Raw genomic sequence first — 18,790 nt, 5'->3', positions numbered from 1 at the left:
TTTGGATGATAACTTTGGGGTATATTCCACAACTTCAACTCCTTCAATGACATACTACCATACTTGTATGGTAGTATGGAAGCGCTTTATAAGCATTATATTAAATTTAGTTGATGGTTCACTTGCAGTTCAAGTGATTAAAGAGTACAATTCAGTCATTAGGTTCGAATGTTTAAACCAACAGACATCAAACAGATAAAATAGACGTAGAAACAATGAAGAAGAAATAGTATAGAGGTGAAACCATGGGACAAAAAGCAATTAGCGTTTTTCAAACCTGTATTCCGTTATTTCAGGTGTTAAGTGACAACCATCGTCAATCCATTTTGCTGACACTCACCGAGAAGGGCAGAATGACGGTGAATGAAATTACCGAACAATCCAGCCTATCCCGGCCAGCCATATCTCATCATCTCAAGCTGTTGTTAGAGAAAGGGCTTATATCTGTGGAACAGAAGGGCACACAGCGTTATTATTCGGCTTCATTGAATGCATCGGTGGAACTGCTGAAGGAACTGGTAGCTGCTTTGGAAGAAGAGTGTCTGTAGATTAATCGTGATAAAACATGCTTTTGCATGTGCCTTATAGGTTCGTAAGTTTAAACGCTTGATCAATAATGAATAGAGGAGTATGTATATATGACAACGACTATACAGGAAGTAACCAGTCAGGAAGTTGAACAGATTTTAGAGCAGCAACGACAGTTCTTTCGTTCCGGGGCCACAAGATCGGCAGAAGCTCGAATTGCCCGTCTGACCCAACTGAAGCAGGCCATTCAAAAGTACGAATCCAGACTGACAGAAGCTCTCTATCAGGATTTGGGCAAAAGTGAGTTTGAATCCTACACAACCGAGATCGGATTTATGATGGATAGCATCACACACACCATTCGTAAAGTCAATAAATGGGTGAAACCCGTTAAAGTGAAAACGCAAATGGCACTCCTTGGTTCGAAAAGTTATATCATACCCGAACCCTACGGGGCGGTTCTGATTATCGGACCGTTTAATTATCCTTTTCAACTCTTAATCGAACCATTGGTAGGTGCTATTGCAGCAGGTAACACAGCCGTGCTCAAAGCGTCAGAGAATACACCTGCGGTGTCCGCTGTTGTACGTGAAATGATTGCGAGTGTGTTCGAACCGGCATACGTACAAGTGCTCGATGGTGCAAAAGATACAACAACAGCGCTGATTAACGCGCCATTCGACTATATCTTTTTTACAGGCAGTGTACCGGTTGGTAAGATTGTGATGGAGGCAGCTGCCAAAAATCTCGTTCCCGTTACGTTAGAACTGGGAGGCAAAAGTCCGGTCATCGTTGATGAACAGGCGGATATCAAAGTAGCAGCTGAGCGCATTATATGGGGCAAACTGCTCAATACAGGACAGACCTGTATCGCACCCGATTATTTACTTGTGCATGAGCGCGTGAAGGAACCGTTAATTACAGAGATGAAGGCAGCAATCGTGTCTTTCTTTGGTTCGGATATCCAGCACAACAAGGACTATGGGCGAATCGTGAACAAGGGACATTTTAAACGTCTGACGACTTTGATTGAGCGGGATCAGGCCAAAGTGATATATGGGGGAGCTTCGGATGAGGAAGATCGCTTCATTGAACCTACACTGATTGATGCGGAGTCCTGGGATGCAGCAACGATGGAAGATGAGATTTTTGGACCGATTCTGCCGATCATTAGTTATCGTAACCTGGATGAAGCCATTGTAGAAATCGTAAAGCGGCCGAAACCACTCGCCTTGTATCTGTTCACTTCCGACACCCGGGTTCAGGACAAAGTGCTGCGCGAAGTTTCTTTTGGAGGCGGCTGCATTAACGATACCATCACGCATGTAGCGAATCCACGTCTGCCGTTTGGCGGTGTTGGTCATTCTGGTGTTGGCTCGTATCATGGGCAGTACAGCTTCGAAACCTTCTCTCATCTCAAAAGTGTACTGAAAAAAAGCACCAAATTGAATCTGCCGATTCTGTATCCACCGTATGATAACAAGCTGAAGCTGATTAAGCGTTTGTTGAAATAAATAAGAAAGACAAACAGCCTGCTACTGGACCTATTCCAGAGCAGGCTGTTCCTGTCGGTAACGGGAGGGTGACATGCCGGACCAGCGCTTGAATTGACGACTGAAATGGGCAATATCCTTATAACCAAGCATGACGGCAATATTTTGAACGGACAGCTTCGGATTGCCCAGAAGAAGCTTCGCTTCATGCAAAACCAACTGGGATAATACAGCACGTGGAGACTGACCAAACACCTGCTTGAACACGCGATTACAGTGAGAAGAACTGATGCCCAGCTCTGCTGCAATATCATCAATGCCATAGTGACCGTTGGACTCGTGTCCCTGTTTGAATTGCTGACTCATCAGGCCTTGCAACCGATTACGAATCTGGTGGGCGAGTTCGATCTTCTCGTGTCCGTCGGTAAACCAGTGAGCTGCCTCTTTCGAGACCGCCTCCCACAGATGGCCAAATAGTTCAAATACCGCAGATTGCAGCTGCATACGCTGTACCATCGTATTTGCTGTTTCATCATCCGCAGATGACATCAATTTGCGCAGAACCGGCTCAATCTGCTGTGTAACCGGACTATCGCTACTAAATCGCACTTGTTTGATGCGCGCCAGCAACGATAGGAACAACTGATCATCAATGTCAAAATGCATGCAAAAATACGTGAATCCCTTGCCGTTATGGCTCTGGCTGGAATGAATGCTTCCCGGAGGAATCAGGAGCAGTTCGCCAGCCTTTTGAATGTATAGGGTACCATTCACCATCATGCGTTGCTCGCCTTCCGTGACATAATTCAATTCATATTGAGGGTGCTCATGTGCCGGATAATCCCAGTCCATACCCACACTTCGTAAATGAATGGCAAACAGATTGACCGTTGTTTGTACATCTGGATAAAAAACTTCATGGACACTTTCTCCCAAAGTAGGAGGCAAATACGTTGAAGACATGGAAGATCCCCCTTCATATGAGGTTGTTCAAAAAATGTGATTTTGATTACGCACGTATATCTAATGGAATTTTTTTGTGTAACCGCTTTAATCTATTATAGTCTATCAGCTTGATTTGGGTAAATATCCGATTGATTTGATCATGGTCGGAGGTGGAACCACGTGTTAGGATGGGGCTAATGAAAACGTATGCAACCATTCTGAGAGGGGTTATGATTCATGAATACGTCCAAATCCATCTTTTATAATGCACATCACGCACCGATTGGTGCTTTTGCGAGTTTTACACTGGGTTACAAAGGAGCCAAAGGCGGGCTGGGTCTTGAACTCGGCAAGCCGGCTGACCAGAATGTATATATTGGATTACAATCTCGCGATGGCGACCATTATCAGGCGCTTCCTTTTTATGAAGCTTCCGAGGATGAGAGCAGCCGCTATGATGTAGAGAAGTTGGAGAATGGGGACACTGCGTCGACAACAGCGACCAAAGTTCCACAACCTCTTATTACGGCTTTTCGCGATGAAGATATTACCCGTGAATTTACCTCAGGTACGGATACGTGGACTGCTGGAGATCTGACGTTCCGTATCTACTCGCCTGTACGTCCAGTACCTGATCCAACGAATGGGGATCGTGAAGAATTAATGGATGCACTCGTACCTGCCGTATTGGTTGAGATGACGATTGACAATACGGAAGGTCAACAATCCCGCAAAGCCTACTTTGGCTATCAGGGCAATGATCCGTACTCTGCGATGCGTCTGATTGGAGGACCGGAAGGTGGCTCCATCACAGGTGTGGGACAAGGTCGACTTACAGCGATTATGTCAGCAGATGACGGACTGTGGCCCGCACGCGGATTTACGTTGGAGAAACTGTTGCAGGAGAAACATCGGGAGAATCTGGCATTTGGACTTGGCTCAACCGCTGCACTACTGATGGAGGTTCCGGCTGGAGAGAAACGTACGTATCAATTCGCAGTATGTTTCTATCGCGGGGGCATTGTGACGACCGGAATGGACACAACGTATTGGTATACGCGGTACTTCTCCGATATTCAGGCAGCAGGAGAGTATGCACTTCAACGCTTCAGTGAGTTGACTGCATCCTGTGGAGAGGTTGAACAGCGCCTTGGATCGACTGCTTTGACCGAAGATCAATCATTCATGCTTGCTCATTCCATTCACAGCTATTATGCCAGTACTCAACTGCTGGATGCCGATGGTGAGCCACTCTGGGTGGTGAACGAAGGGGAGTATCGGATGATGAACACACTTGATCTGACGGCTGATCAGTTGTACTTCGAGCTTGCCTTGAATCCATGGACGGTGCGTAATGAGCTGGAGTGGTTTGTGAAACGATACAGTTATACGGATCAGGTTCGTTTCCCGGGGGAAGAGAAGTTATATCCGGGCGGAATCACCTTTACCCATGATATTGGTGTTGCCAATGTGTTCTCACGCCCTGGACACTCGGCATATGAGCTGGTTGGCATTGACGACTGTTTCTCACAGATGAGCCACGAGGAGCTGGTGAACTGGCTCTGCTGCGCGACAGTATACATTGAACAGACACAGGATCAAGCTTTTGTGAAAAACATCTTGCCTGTTATCCAAGATTGCTTCGAAAGCATGCTTAATCGGGACCATCCCGACGCAGAGCAGCGTAACGGTCTGATGGGTCTGGATAGCAGCCGTACCCAAGGTGGAGCGGAAATTACAACTTACGACAGCCTGGATGTGTCACTTGGTCAGTCTCGCAATAATATCTATCTGGCGGGTAAATGTTGGGCGGTCTATGTTGCATTGGAGAAGCTGTTCGCAACTGAGAAGTTGGCCGATCTGTCCCATCAAGCAGGGCTTCAAGCGGATCGCTGCGCTGCCAGTATTGCTGCACAGTTGACTGATGGCGGCTACATTCCAGCTGTTATTGCAGAAAATAATGATTCTCGAATCATTCCGGCGATTGAAGGTTTGGTGTTCCCGTACTTTACAGGCTGTGAAGCAGCACTGGATGTCAATGGTCGCTTTGGACCTTATCTGAAAGCACTCCAAACTCATCTGAAGACGGTTCTTGTACCGGGAACATGTCTGTTCGAAGATGGAGGCTGGAAACTGTCCTCAACAAGCAATAACTCGTGGCTGAGCAAAATCTATTTGTCCCAGTTTATCGCTAGAGAGCTGCTGGGTGTGGAATGGAATGAGACAGGCAAGGCTGCAGACGCGGCTCATGTCAACTGGCTGCTGCATCCGGAGGAATCCTACTGGTGCTGGAGTGATCAGATCCTGTCTGGTGTGGCAGTTGGCAGCAAGTACTATCCGCGTGGTGTAACGTCGATCCTATGGCTACTCGAAGGAAAAGGGAATCACCTTGGGCAGATCTATGCCAGCAAGGAGGCGGTACAATGAGCCAATCCGTCGTTCAATCTGCTTTGTCGGGTCCACAGTACGATGCGTGGCTGGGGTATCACTCTGAATTGCCAAGAGCGAATGAGTTTACCAAAAAGACGGCTCCTGCATGGAGCAAACTTATACTGGCGGAAGAGAACCATGGAGTGATCACAACAGCTCTGACCGAACTTTCACGGGGACTGGAGAGGTTATATGGCGTGAAACCGTCGGTCAGTCATCTGTCTGATGCTCAGGAAAATGAACGGGACAATCTCGCTTCCGCTCCCGCAATACGAATCGGCACTTGGACAGGGAGCGATTCCGTGGCTGGGTCGTTCAGTGAGACAGAGCGTTCAACTGTTCAAGGAGAAGGGTACATCATTCGTGAGAACGAGACCGAGGGTGTACTGGTCATTGGTTCAGAGACTCCTCAAGGTGTGTTGTATGGTGCATTCCATCTGCTTCGGGAACTGACAATGGATCAAGGAATTGCAAGTAAGGCGGATGACGCTGTGAGTAAGTGGAGCTTCATTACAGAGCAGCCAACCAATGCGCTACGGATGATTAATCAGTGGGATAACGTGGACGGCAGCATTGAGCGTGGGTACGCAGGAGAATCCATTTTCTATGATAACGGGGAATTCACGCTGGACTTGGGACGCATCCGGGATTACGCACGTTTGCTCGCTTCCACGGGAATCAATGCCATATCGATCAACAACGTCAATGTACACCGCCGTGAGAGTCTGTTTCTGACGGAACGTTATCTTAGTGATGTGGCGAAGGTTGCCGCTGAATTCAGAGCGTATGGTATTCGACTGTTCCTTAGCGCCAACTACGCAAGTCCAATTGAGATTGGTGGATTACGTACGGCTGATCCGCTGGATGCGCAGGTACGGGAATGGTGGAACATTCAAACGGCCAAGGTGTACGCAGCGATTCCGGATTTTGGCGGTTACCTGATCAAGGCAGACTCCGAGAATCGTCCGGGACCGTTCACGTATAACCGTGATCATGCCGATGGTGCGAACATGCTGGCTGAAGCCCTTCGGCCATTCGGTGGATTGGTCATCTGGCGTTGCTTTGTCTATAACTGCAAGCAGGACTGGCGGGATCGTTCCACTGACCGTGCACGTGCAGCCTATGACCACTTTAAGCCGCTGGACGGGCGTTTTGCCGAAAATGTCATTTTGCAAATCAAAAACGGGCCGATGGACTTTCAGGTGAGAGAGGCAGTATCCCCGCTGTTCGGCGCCATGGAAAATACAAATCAGGTGATTGAATTTCAGATCACACAGGAGTATACGGGGCAACAACGTCATCTCTGTTATCTGGTTCCCCAGTGGAAAGAAGTATTGGACTTTGACACATACGCCAAAGGCGAAGGTTCAGAGATCAAGCGAATCGCGGACGGTTCTCTGTATAAACGACCATACAGTGGCTTCGCCGCAGTATCCAATATTGGTGCAGATGCCTGTTGGACAGGACATCCACTCGCGCAGGCGAATCTATATGGATATGGAAGACTTGCGTGGAACCCGGAGCTGTCCGCGGAAGAGATTGCCGATGAGTGGGTGAGACTCACTTTTGGACATGAAGACGAAGTTGTGCGGCAAGTTACGGGCATGCTTTTGACTTCACTAGATATCTATGAGAATTATACGGCGCCTCTCGGTGTGGGCTGGATGGTTAACCCGGAACATCATTACGGGCCGAATGTAGATGGATACGAGTATTCCAAATGGGGAACGTATCACTTTGCCGATTGTCATGGCATTGGTGTAGATCGAACCGTGAACAGCGGTACAGGATACACGTCACAGTATCACCCTGAGAATGCTGATCGTTATGAGTCCGTAGACACCTGTCCGGATGAGCTGATCTTATTTTTCCATCACGTGCCATACACCCATGTTCTGCATTCGGGTAAAACGGTCATTCAGCATATTTATGATACACACTTTGAAGGTGTTGCGCAGGCAGAGGCGTTAGCCGAGACATGGAGAGGGCTGGAGGGTAAAATCGACCCAGTCATTTTCAGCAAAGTTGCTTCATTACAGGACAATCAGGCCGAACATGCCAAGGAATGGCGGGACATGATCAATACGTACTTCTATCGCAAGAGCGGCATAGCGGATGAACAAGGTCGAACTATCTATTGAGTGGAATTGCGGATGCAGATGAACTTGGTAATTAGGAAGGAAGTAAGAAGATACCTTGTTTTCTTTGATGTACAATAGACAGCATGGACATACATGAGGAGGAGAACCGTATGGGACAACATCAACTGCCCGAGACCATGAAAGCTGCTATCATGACAGAGCCAGGACACATTATTATTGAGGAACAACCCGTCCCGCAACCGGCAGCGGATGAGGTGTTAATCCAGGTAATGGCTGTCGGGGTATGTGGCTCGGATGTGCATTATTTTGAACATGGGCGCATTGGCAGATTTGTGGTGGAGAAACCGATCATTCTGGGTCATGAGTGTGCGGGGATCATTGCTGCTGTTGGCTCGAACGTATCCCGTCTGAAAACAGGGGATCGAGTTGCTATTGAGCCTGGGGTGACTTGCGGACGTTGCTCGGCATGCAAGGAAGGTCGTTATAACCTGTGTCCGGATGTACAATTTCTAGCGACCCCTCCGGTGGATGGGGCATTTGTACAGTACATGGTGATACGTGAAGATATGGTATTCCCGATCCCGGATCATCTGTCTTATGAGGAAGCAGCTATGAACGAGCCATTCTCTGTTGGTATTCACGCTGCACGCCGCAGCAAGTTGGCTCCGGGTACAACCCTGGCGATTATGGGTATGGGTCCCGTTGGACTCATGGCTGTGGCTGCTGCCAAATCTTTCGGTGTAGAGAAGATCATTGTAACGGATCTGGAGGAAGTTAGGCTGGAAGCAGCTCGCCGCATGGGTGCCACTCATACCATTAATGTGCGGAATGAAGATGCGCTGGCTGTGATTCGCGAGTTAACAGGTGGTGTGGGTGTTGATACCGCATGGGAAACAGCGGGGAATCCAAAGGCGTTACAATCTGCTCTGTATTCACTTCGACGTGGAGGCAAACTTGCGATTGTGGGCCTGCCTGCACAGGACGAGATCGCACTCAATGTTCCATTTATTGCGGACAATGAAGTTGATATCTATGGCATATTCCGTTATGCCAATACTTATCCGGCAGGAATTGAATTTCTGAGCTCCGGCCAGCATGACGTGATGTCCCTGATTACAGATCGTTATTCACTCGAAGAGACACAGCAAGCGATGGAGCGTGCATTACACAATAAAAGCGGCAGTCTGAAGGTCATGGTATATCCGAATGGTATGTAAGAACAACCTGGAAGAGTCCTGCGGTTCAGGACTCTTTTTTTGTTTTTTTTGCAAAAAAGTATGGGTCAAGCTCCCATAACATGGTATAATTCATGAAGATTTTAATATATAAATGGATACACACCATATTGGTGAATAAGTACTTAGCGAAAGGAACTGAAGGTTGTGAGAGTACATGAATTTATGATACACGCTGATTTTCATCGGGATGATTTGATGTCGGTATCTTCTCAAGCGTCGCGTTTTTCCTCGGATATTATTTTGTCGTATATGGAGTCTGAGCATGAGCATCGTGTAGATGTCAAAAGCCTGCTTGGAATGGCGTTACTACCCATTCGATATGGTAGTGTTGTCAGATTACAGACAAGAGGCAGGGATGAACTGGAGGCTTTGGAGTACATGTTGAATGTACTGGAGAAAGGGACGGCGTGACACCTGATTAGGTGCAAAATCACAGATATCATATTTTTTTTAGCTATTCCTCAAAACCTGCTGGTACTTTGTCCAAAAAAAGAGTATAATAAAATGTAGTTTGATTCTAAAGAAGTACCCATATTAAAGGAGTGTAAATAGATTATGCCAAAAGTTGACATCCATCCAAAGACACAACTCGTAATTTTTTACGATGCAAGTGCTGATTTCAAATTCCTGAGTTCTTCCACGAAGTTCTCTAACGAAACTATGGAATGGGAAGACGGTAACTCTTACCCAGTAATCCGTGTGGACACTAGTTCCGCATCCCACCCGTTCTTCACTGGTAAACAAAGAAACGTGGATATCGGTGGCCGTGTTGATAAATTTAACCGTAAATACAACATCACCAAATAAGTTTGTCCATACATTACAAAAAAACCTCGGGATTTGTCCTGAGGTTTTTTTGTGTACATTAAAAATTAATTCAACCAATTATTGCGCTTACAACACATTCGGATGTACACTAGGAAACGAGTACGAACATATTGGAGGAGGAAATAGAGATGAGCAGCATCACACATATGGTAACGTTTACACTTTACGCGGGTAAAGATACACCGGAGGCCGAAGCCTTTTTGAAGGAAAGTTCAGATGCACTGGCTGTCATTCCTGGGGTAGAGCAATTTCAGGTTCTGAAACAGGTAAGTGAGAAGAATGAGTTTGACTACAGTTTCTCGATGGTCTTTGTGGATCAGGCTGCGTATGATGCATATAACAATCACCCGGTTCACCGTCAATATGTAGAAGAGCGTTGGGAAAAGGAAGTCAGTCGCTTCCAGGAAATTGATCTCATTCAACATCATAATTAATAGTCTCCACATATAGGGAAAAAGTTGAACTACCATATACAGCATTGAACAATGCTGTATATCTCTCTGAATAATGCGTAATTAATGAACAAAAGTAACATATTTCCGAAATCGTTTTCGACCAAATGGATTCAAGGAGGTTTTCGCTGTTATGCAATTGGATCTCTCAGGAAAAACGGCTCTGGTTACAGGCGCAACCGGACAGCTGGGGAGAGTCATCGCCCGCACGTTGGCAGCCTGTGGCGCCAATCTGGCTCTACATTACATAAATAATGATACCAAGGCTCGGGAGCTTCAAGGTGAGATTGAAGCACTCGGTCGTCAGGCTGTTATTGTACAGGGAGATATTACAAAGCGGGATACAGCATTTCGGATGCGTGATGAGATTCAGTCTGTCCTCGGCGGAGTGGATATCGTTGTTGCCAATGCGGTCATTCAATATGAATGGACAACGGTGTTGGAACAGTCTCCTGAAGATTACTTGAGCCAGTTTGAATCCTGTGTCATGCAAAGTGTGTATCTTGCCAAAGCTTTCATACCGCATATGCAAAACGTCAGAGCCGGTCGCTTCATTGGTATCAATACAGAATGTGCGATGCAAAATTTCGCTCATCAATCGGCCTACACCGCTGGTAAGCGTGGAATGGACGGTGTATATCGCGTACTTGCCAAGGAGGTTGGTGAGTATCAGATTACCGTAAACCAGGTTGCACCTGGATGGACAATTAGTGAACGTGATCGGTCCAGTGAGCCTGGACATGATGAGGCATATACGCGTACCGTGCCGCTGAAGCGCAGGGGTGAAGATCAGGAAATCGCCAATGCGGTAGCTTTTCTCGCTTCGGACCTGTCCTCATTTATCACAGGTGCCTATATCCCGGTTAGTGGTGGCAATGTGATGCCTGCTATCTAGTGTCTGATTGAATTCGGGGATTTCACATAAAAATGAATTAACTGAGTTTAACCGTAATCCGTTTGTCATTCGACAAGCGGATTTTTTGGCATTTTGCTATAGCTGGAATAAAGGTTTAAGGGGCTGGTTTTGTTTCATATATCCAGACATACATATTGAGTTGGTTCGGTTTTCGAAAGATTGGGGTATAAGAATAGGTATATTAACCGAGTGGAAACATAATCAAAATGAGCAATTAAAGGAGACCCATCACTTATGAAAAAAACAGTCGCGGACGTTCTGGTTGAATCCTTATTGAACGCTGGCATCAAACGTATATATGGCATTGTTGGAGACTCCTTGAATGCGGTACTCGACTCCATTCGTCGTTCTGGGAAGATTGAATGGATTCATGTACGACATGAAGAAGTAGCTGCATTTGCTGCTGGGGCGGACGCTGAGGTCAGTGGAAGTATCGCTGTCTGCGCAGGTAGCAGTGGTCCTGGTAATATGCATCTGATTAATGGTCTGTATGACTGTCACCGCAATCGTGTTCCTGTACTCGCTATCGCTGCACATATCCCAAGTGACGAGATTGGCAGTGAATATTTTCAGGCGACCCATCCGGAGTATCTGTTTCAGGAATGTAGTCATTATTGTGAAGTCATTACAACAGCCAAACAGATGCCGCGTTCTCTGACGATGGCCATTCAGACAGCAGTTGCACGTTCGGGTGTGTCCGTCGTTGTATTGCCGGGGGATGTAGCAGGACTTGAAGCAGCGGATCTTCCTGTACCTGAGCATGTGTATCACGCAACCAACCCCGTGGTACATCCTTCTGAGCCGGAACTCGTGAAACTGGCGGAGTATCTGAATCAAGGCAAAAAAATTACGTTGTTGTGCGGTGCAGGCTGCGCGGGCGCTCGGGAACCCCTTATGCAGCTCTGTGATCGCTTGAAATCCCCGATGGTTATTGCACTACGAGGCAAGGAATATTTGGAGTATGACAACCCCTATTCCGTGGGTCTTACGGGTCTAATTGGGTATTCATCCGGTTATCATGCCATGATGGACTGTGATGTATTATTAATGCTGGGAACGGATTTCCCATATCGTCAATTCTATCCCGAAGATGCAAAAGTCCTTCAGGTCGACATTCAATCTTCCCATCTGGGTCGGCGCACGAAGCTGGATTACGGCGTATGTGGGGATGTGAAAGCGACCATTGAAACTTTACTTCCTTATCTAACAGAAGAACACAGTGACAAACATCTGCGTAAAAGTGTGGATCGTTATGTGAAAGTACGCAAAGATCTGGACGAGCTGGCCGTTGGAAAACCGGGTAAAAAGCCCATTCATCCGCAGTACCTGACCAAGGTCATTAGTGATGCCGCAGCTGAAAATGCTATCTTCACCTGTGATGTCGGTACTCCGACAGTATGGGCGGCCCGTTATATCGAGATGTCTCGTAATCGCAGACTGCTCGGTTCATTCAGTCATGGTACGATGGCAAACGCTTTGCCACAGGCCATTGGTGCTCAGGTCGCTGATCCGGGCAGACAAGTCATCTCTTTGTCGGGTGATGGCGGTATTACGATGCTGATGGGTGATCTGTTGACATTGAAACAGCATAATCTGCCGATTAAAGTTGTGGTGTTTAATAATGGAGCACTCGGTTTTGTTGAGCTGGAGATGAAAGCTGCCGGATTCCTGGAATCGGGAACAGAGCTTGTCAATCCCAACTTTGCGATGGTTGCTCAAGCCATGGGCATGGAAGGTATTCGGGTTGAGGATCCGGATGAACTCGAAGGAGCTGTACAGCGTGCGCTTCAGCATGAAGGTCCTGTGTTGATTGACGTGGTGGTGAATCGTCAGGAATTGTCCTTACCTCCGAAGATTGAGTTCAAACAGGCGGAAGGATTCACCTTATGGATGATGAAAGCCGTGCTCAACGGACGAGGGGACGAAATTATTGAATTGGCAAAAACGAATTTGCTGCGTTAAAGTGTTTCAAAAAGCGGATATGCACCGTTTGAAGTTGTAGAGATACTGACTTAAAAAGTATTGTATATGTAAAAGAGGAGCATGCAACAAGACGTTATAGTTGTATGCTCCTTCAATAAAAATGCTGAATATGTGACAAGTGATATAGTATGAATACATATTATATGATTTGTTTTTATATCGAAAGTCTATTAGAATAGGTAAAGTCAGGAAGGTTTTATGCCATTTTTGACCTACATATTGCATCATTGCATGTAAGTACGTTTCATATCGTATTCATCGATCCAATCACAAGATGACACACATACATGGAGGAGATCAACATGAGTCACGCAGGAAAAGTAGCCATTATTACTGGAGCAGGAAGTGGATTGGGCCAAGCAGCAGCATTGAAGCTGGCTGAGAAGGGTGCATCCATTGTCGTTGTGGATCTTGTCGAAGAGACAGGTCTTGAAACGGTTAAGCAGATTGAGAAGCTGGGAAGTAAAGCTATTTTTGTACAAGCAGATGTAAGTAAAGCACCTGAAGTTGAGAATTATGTGAAAAAAACAGTCGAAGAGTTCGGACGAATCGACATGTTCTTTAATAATGCAGGTATTGCAGGTCCTGGTATTAAGCTGATTGAACATACGATTGAGCAGTTTGACCAGATTATTGATATTAACCTGAGAAGTGTATTCTACGGGTTGAAGTATGTAATTACTGAAATGCTCAAAACAGGTGGGGGTTCCATTCTGAACACGGCCTCCACAGCCGGTATTGTTGGTGTACCCGCAGTTGCACCATACGCAGCAACCAAACATGGCGTAGTGGGCTTGACCCGCACAGCTGCGATTGAATATGGCAAGGACAACATTCGTGTAAATGCGATTGCACCAGGTACAATTGAGACACCGATGGTCATTCAGTTCGGTAAAGACAATCCTGAAGTGTTCAAGGCAACTGTTGACAGCATTCCATCCGGACGTCTGGGCAGACCGGAAGAGATCGCGAACTTGGTTTCCTTCCTGCTTGGAGATGAAGCGCCTTATATCAATGGTGCAGTATATCCGATCGATGGTGCAGTTACGGCCCAATAAGAGTTCTGCTTATCGGTAATAGAATAGCCGTTAAAATGGTTAAAGAGAGGCCACTGTTTGCATACAGTGCCTCTCTTTTTGGTTTGTCTTTTATACTACGAACTCATATCAGGCAGCGTTGTGAGATGTATCGGTGTGTGTACTTTTCGCAGATCCTGAACGATACGAGCCTATAACGATGATGACGGCAACAGCAACCCCGACAGCGCCAATCCAGGTAATGGATGATAATGAAACGCTGCTGACCGCGATTCCGCCAATACCTGCGCCGGCAGCCATGGCTAATTGCATAACCGAACTATTCAGACTTAGCATAATGCCAGAGGATTCCGGAGCCATGGTGACCAGGTTATATTGCTGAGTTGGACCCGAAGACCAGGCGGCAAAAGACCACAAAATCAGAACAAGGAAGACAGCGAGATGAGAGCTTGCTGTTATATTCAACAGGACCAGACTTACGATATGCAATGTCATGCCTGTGATCAGCGTTCGTTTGACACCCAATCGGTCAGCACTGAACCCTCCAACTTTTGAACCGATCAGACTTGCTATGCCAAATGCGAGTAAAGCTGAACTGAGTAGTGCTTCGCTCATTCCTGAAACGGATACAAGGTAAGGTGAAATGTACGTGTAGGCAATGGAATAACCACCTAACCAGAAAAATGTCACCAGCAGTGCCAAAACAATTCGTGGCTGTTTGAGCAAAGACAGTTGTTTCTTCAGCGGAACAGGCGCTTCTGCTTTGGAAGGCGGAATGGCGGCCGCAATTACCAGCATGGCGAGAACGCCAAGAACAGCGATACCGGCAAAAACAAGCTTCCAATCCCAAGATGCAGCCACAAGCCTTCCGAGCGGAACGCCAACAATCCCAAGATGCAGCCACAAGCCTTCCGAGCGGAACGCCAACAATCAAAGAAGCCGTAAATCCAGTGATTACTGTGGCGATTGCACTAGCTTGTTTGCCCTCCGCCGCTATTTGGGAAGCAACCGTTAATGCCGTGATAACAACAACACCCGCGCCTAAAGCCATCAACACTCGTGCTGCGACGAACAGTCCATAACCCGGCAACAGGTAAGCAAGAACATTAGCCACAACGAATAGACCGAGGAAGTATAACAACAGCTTGCGACGGTCCCAGCGTGAAGTCGATGCAATAATGACAGGTGTACCTAGCGCATATACAAGTGAAAAAATCGTAATGAGCTGTCCGGCAGCGATTAAAGAGATATTCATGGTATCTGCAATGCGATCCAAAATGCCGGCAATGACATATTCGGACGTTCCCACAAGGAAACTGACCAAGGCAAGAACATAGATTTTGAGCGTAGAAGACATGGAAACATAACCTCTTTCTGATTATTATTATATTTTTAGAAATATAGAAATAAAGACGATAGAACAAGACATGAATGCTCTGAATGCAACCCATCTGCGCGAATGGTAATGCTACAACTTAGATAATGAATAATGGCATAAGCGTTAACTTAGGTGACCTAGTTCTACTAATAAATATTGTACATTGTTTCAATATTTCTAATTATATAGAAATATGACTCAAATTTTTTTATTTATTTAGCAGATAGGGAACAAACTTTTGTGCGGTCTCCGTGTTCAGGCTGTAGTAGATATACGTACCTTTCTTTTGCGATGTAAGCAGACCACAATCGGACAGCTGTTTCAGGTGATGAGACAGAGTCGATAGGGCAACCGTAACAAGGCGGCTCTCCAGATCGGCAGGACACAGGTTGCTTTCGCCCGATAAAATCTGAATGATTTTGTAGCGTGTTTGTTCGCCCAGCGCTTTATGAATTTTGACAACTTGTTCAATCTCATTTGAGTTTGATTGCATAATGATCGGTCCTTTCGTCTTTATTTCTTATTTCTAGTAATATAGAAATAACAGTAGCATATGTTGTTTGAAAAGTAAACTCTCGGACGAAGATTCCATACTTTCTACTGCGTCTGTGTTAACAGCCGAAAGTCTGGAGTAACTTCCCCCGAGAGTTATGTGAGTTGTATATTACCGATCCAGAGAATCAACATAGTCTTTGGCTTCCTTCAACGAAAGACCTCTGGCTTCACGCAGTCGTTTGATCGCCATAATTTTTTTCCCTTGTTGTATAAGTGTAAGCAGTTCCTGATCCAGATCCGTTTGGGCTGGTTGGCTTGTATGGGAAGGAGGTGCTTCCTTCGGCGACAAGGTGTAATTGAAGTCGGATCGGACGCTGCCGGTTGAACCGTTCTCCAGACGCTCGACATCTCTTTTCAATTCATTTAATTTGCGTTGCAGGCTGGTGACTCTGACCAGTAACACAAAGATCAGAAGCAGCAAAACGATCCATACCAAGGTGTTCATTTCCATGATGTAATGTGCCTCACTTTCATTTATTCATATTTAGCCATTATTTTAGTTGAACCGGGATTTCCTTGACACCACGAACATTCATACCTGGTCTCCATTCCAGTTCATTCACATCTGCCTGAAGCTGTATATTTGGAAAACGATTCAGAAGTGTGCTGACTGCAATCTCACCTTCCAGACGAGCAAGCGGTGCTCCAAGGCAGAGATGAATGCCTTTGCCAAAAGCCAGATGCGAACTCTTCTCGCGTGTGATATCGAAAATATCAGCATCCTTAAACTGCTGTTCGTCCCGGTTGGCGGAATCAAGCGCAACAATGACAAGATCACCTTGAGCGATACGTTGTCCACGGAATTCAATATCTTCCAGAGCCCAGCGGGATGTGCTGAACTCCACCGGTCCATTATAGCGAAGCATCTCTTCAATGGCATTGTGAATAAGCTCGGGCTGGTTGATGAGCAGTTCGCGTTGCTCCGGATGCTCCAGCAGGGCGAGAATCCCATTTCCAATCAGATTCACGGTTGTTTCATGACCGGCAATAATTAATAAGGAGACAACGCCAAGCAGTTCTCGTTCAGTTAACTGCTGCCCGGATTCTTCCGCAATGACGAGCTGGCTGATCAGATCAGTGCCGGGATCTTGGCGAACTTTCGCAAACCAGGCCGTCAGGTAATCCGTAAACTCTCTGGCATGCTGCTCAAACAGCTCGGCGCTCTCGGCTATGGAAGCATCAATTATCGTATTGGACCAGATGCGGAATTTGTCACGATCCTCAAGAGGGACTCCCAGAATTTCACTAATGACAATGATGGGCAGCGGGAAGGCAAAGTCATCGATCAGATTCATTTTTTCCTGTGACGGGAGGTTGTCCAGCAGTTCATCAGCAATGTCCTGAATATGGCTCCGCATGTCTGCGACCAGTTTGGGTGTGAATGCTTTCTGCACAAGTCCCCGAAGACGTTTATGATCCGGCGGATCGGAGAACAACATATTATTGGAGAAGATGCTTTGATTGTCAGCGCCGTAACGTCGGACCATATCTTTGCTGAAGCGAGGATCTTTCAGGATCCGGACTGCATCCTCGTATCGCGTAATAATCCAGCCGAATTCCCCGTGAGGAAACATGAGTCTGAAAACAGGCTCCTCTTTTCTTAACATTTCATATACCGGGTAAGGGTTATGCGTGAATTCTTTCGTGAAAAACGCTGGCTTTGAGGACTCGTTGGATTCATTCGGATTCAAATGCAGCATCTCCTCTCATATTCCTGCATAATACCTGCACCCTCTATATATTCAATACACAAGCTTTTGAAACCTTGTTTTTTCTTCATATGGATGATAGAGCAGGAAAATAGAGGAAGATGGAAGAAGACATGGTAGAGAGAATCGGTTATTATGCTTGGTAAAAATGAAAATGAGGTGAACGCTGACATGTCTTACGCACAACTTCCTTTGCATCACCACCAGATTCCGGCAAGTCGAATGGTTCTTGGCTGTATGCGGTTTGGGGGTGAATGGGATGGGCTCCCCATTACTTCAGATCTTGTCGTAGAAGGTCATCGAGCTGTAGAAGCAGCTATCGAAATAGGCATTAATCACTTTGACCTAGCGGATATTTACACACGTGGTAAGGCAGAGCATGTCTTGGGACGAGTTTTATCGGAAACTCCCGGTTTGCGTGAACAGATCATTATACAGTCGAAGTGTGGTATACGTCTTGTGGGTGATGATGAAGGGCCACAGCGTTATGACACCTCAGGTGCACATATCCTGGCGAGTGTGGACGGTATCCTGGAACGGCTCGGAATCGATTATCTGGATATTTTGCTGTTACATCGTCCTGATCCACTTGCCCATCCGCAAGAGATTGGAGAAGCACTGGCTGAGCTGCATCATTCCGGTAAAGTGCGCCATTTTGGTGTGTCCAACATGGGTTCTGAACAGATTCGTCTTCTTCAGCTTCATAGTAAAGTACCTCTGATTGTGAACCAGCTGGAGATGAGTCTGGACAAAATCGGATTCGTAGAGGCTGGTGTGACGGTAAATCGTCCTCAAGCCAGAGACAACGTGTTTCCCTATGGCACGATGGAATATTGTCAGGCAGAGCATATTCAACTGCAAGCTTGGGGTCCCCTTGCTCAAGGGCGATTTACTGGCAGGGTAGTTGAGGGACAGCGGGCTGAGATTGAGCATACGGCTCAATTGGTTGATCGAATGGCTAAGGAGCGTGGAGTTACACCGGAGTCTATTGTACTGGCTTGGTTAATGAAGCATCCAGCAGGGATTCAACCTGTCATTGGTTCGATTCGACCAGAACGTATTCTGGCCTGTCGTGATGCAACAAATATTGAGCTTACCCGTTATGAGTGGTACGAGCTGTATTCCGCTTCATGCGGGCGTAGAATGTAAGTAGGGAATTCTGAGAGATTGGTTCGTTTCGATCAAAATTCATAGAT

General features: G+C 46.5%; 16 protein-coding genes and 1 pseudogene. 12 read left to right on the top strand and 5 right to left on the bottom strand.

Annotation, left to right across the window (positions count from 1 at the left end; genetic code table 11):
- Positions 1–245: 245 nt before the first annotated feature.
- Together NST38_RS16960 and NST38_RS16955 are read left to right on the top strand one after the other, a co-directional pair.
- On the top strand, positions 246–548 hold the full coding sequence (locus NST38_RS16960) for an ArsR/SmtB family transcription factor (protein WP_017688208.1): 303 nt from the start codon (positions 246–248) through the stop codon (positions 546–548).
- A 90-nt stretch (positions 549–638) separates the two neighbouring features.
- Positions 639–2,042 (top strand): aldehyde dehydrogenase, encoded by a 1,404-nt coding sequence (locus tag NST38_RS16955; RefSeq protein ID WP_074095359.1) that lies wholly within the window; start codon positions 639–641, stop codon positions 2,040–2,042.
- Between the two features lie 30 nt (positions 2,043–2,072).
- Here NST38_RS16955 and NST38_RS16950 read toward each other — a convergent pair whose 3' ends face one another.
- Positions 2,073–2,984 (bottom strand): AraC family transcriptional regulator, encoded by a 912-nt coding sequence (locus NST38_RS16950; RefSeq protein WP_076250429.1) that lies wholly within the window; start codon positions 2,982–2,984, stop codon positions 2,073–2,075.
- Between the two features lie 219 nt (positions 2,985–3,203).
- Between NST38_RS16950 and NST38_RS16945 the strand changes: the two genes are divergently transcribed.
- The 9 genes from NST38_RS16945 (at position 3,204) to NST38_RS16905 (ending at position 13,973) form a co-directional block, all read left to right on the top strand.
- Positions 3,204–5,393, top strand: coding sequence for a glycoside hydrolase family 52 protein (locus NST38_RS16945; RefSeq protein ID WP_076250432.1), 2,190 nt, complete (start codon positions 3,204–3,206; stop codon positions 5,391–5,393).
- Positions 5,390–7,537 carry an alpha-glucuronidase family glycosyl hydrolase gene (locus tag NST38_RS16940; protein WP_076250434.1) on the top strand — a complete coding sequence of 716 codons (2,148 nt, stop codon included), beginning with the start codon at positions 5,390–5,392 and terminating at the stop codon, positions 7,535–7,537. The genes NST38_RS16945 and NST38_RS16940 overlap by 4 nt, the downstream gene beginning before the upstream one ends.
- 110 nt (positions 7,538–7,647) lie before the next feature.
- A complete protein-coding gene (locus NST38_RS16935) occupies positions 7,648–8,715 on the top strand; it encodes an NAD(P)-dependent alcohol dehydrogenase (RefSeq protein ID WP_076250436.1) in 1,068 nt (355 codons plus the stop codon).
- A gap of 165 nt (positions 8,716–8,880) precedes the next feature.
- Positions 8,881–9,147 carry an HPr family phosphocarrier protein gene (locus tag NST38_RS16930; RefSeq protein WP_026081056.1) on the top strand — a complete coding sequence of 89 codons (267 nt, stop codon included), beginning with the start codon at positions 8,881–8,883 and terminating at the stop codon, positions 9,145–9,147.
- A gap of 144 nt (positions 9,148–9,291) precedes the next feature.
- Positions 9,292–9,543, top strand: a complete 252-nt coding sequence (locus NST38_RS16925) for a type B 50S ribosomal protein L31 (RefSeq protein WP_036613829.1) — start codon at positions 9,292–9,294, stop codon at positions 9,541–9,543.
- A 149-nt stretch (positions 9,544–9,692) separates the two neighbouring features.
- Complete coding sequence (locus tag NST38_RS16920) at positions 9,693–9,998, top strand: Dabb family protein (RefSeq protein WP_076250438.1); 306 nt, start codon at positions 9,693–9,695, stop codon at positions 9,996–9,998.
- Between the two features lie 151 nt (positions 9,999–10,149).
- Positions 10,150–10,911, top strand: a complete 762-nt coding sequence (locus NST38_RS16915) for an SDR family NAD(P)-dependent oxidoreductase (RefSeq protein WP_076250441.1) — start codon at positions 10,150–10,152, stop codon at positions 10,909–10,911.
- Positions 10,912–11,166: 255 nt separating this feature from the next.
- A complete protein-coding gene (gene poxB / locus NST38_RS16910) occupies positions 11,167–12,894 on the top strand; it encodes a ubiquinone-dependent pyruvate dehydrogenase (RefSeq protein WP_076250443.1) in 1,728 nt (575 codons plus the stop codon).
- 323 nt (positions 12,895–13,217) lie between these two features.
- Entirely contained in the window at positions 13,218–13,973 is a 756-nt protein-coding gene (locus NST38_RS16905; RefSeq protein WP_076250445.1) for an SDR family NAD(P)-dependent oxidoreductase, read from the top strand.
- 108 nt (positions 13,974–14,081) lie between these two features.
- Here the strand turns inward: NST38_RS16905 and NST38_RS16900 are convergent.
- The 4 genes and pseudogenes from NST38_RS16900 to NST38_RS16885 form a co-directional block, all read right to left on the bottom strand.
- A pseudogene (locus NST38_RS16900) lies at positions 14,082–15,309 on the bottom strand (MFS transporter).
- 229 nt (positions 15,310–15,538) lie between these two features.
- The gene (locus tag NST38_RS16895; protein ID WP_036613842.1) at positions 15,539–15,823 is read right to left on the bottom strand and encodes an ArsR/SmtB family transcription factor; all 285 of its coding nucleotides are present in this window, start codon (positions 15,821–15,823) and stop codon (positions 15,539–15,541) included.
- A 171-nt stretch (positions 15,824–15,994) separates the two neighbouring features.
- Positions 15,995–16,336 carry a ribosomal protein L7/L12 gene (locus tag NST38_RS16890; RefSeq protein ID WP_076250447.1) on the bottom strand — a complete coding sequence of 114 codons (342 nt, stop codon included), beginning with the start codon at positions 16,334–16,336 and terminating at the stop codon, positions 15,995–15,997.
- Between the two features lie 40 nt (positions 16,337–16,376).
- On the bottom strand, positions 16,377–17,585 hold the full coding sequence (locus NST38_RS16885) for a cytochrome P450 family protein (RefSeq protein ID WP_101313861.1): 1,209 nt from the start codon (positions 17,583–17,585) through the stop codon (positions 16,377–16,379).
- A gap of 144 nt (positions 17,586–17,729) precedes the next feature.
- Here NST38_RS16885 and NST38_RS16880 point away from each other — a divergent pair, with 144 nt between their 5' ends.
- The gene (locus NST38_RS16880; protein WP_445933717.1) at positions 17,730–18,743 is read left to right on the top strand and encodes an aldo/keto reductase; all 1,014 of its coding nucleotides are present in this window, start codon (positions 17,730–17,732) and stop codon (positions 18,741–18,743) included.
- The last annotated feature ends 47 nt before the right edge of the window (positions 18,744–18,790 follow it).

This window comes from Paenibacillus sp. FSL H8-0104, assembly GCF_038050215.1.
Lineage (GTDB): Bacteria > Bacillota > Bacilli > Paenibacillales > Paenibacillaceae > Paenibacillus > Paenibacillus amylolyticus.
The sequence above is the reverse complement of the archived record's forward strand: the minus strand, read 5'-3'. Positions and strand labels throughout refer to the sequence as shown.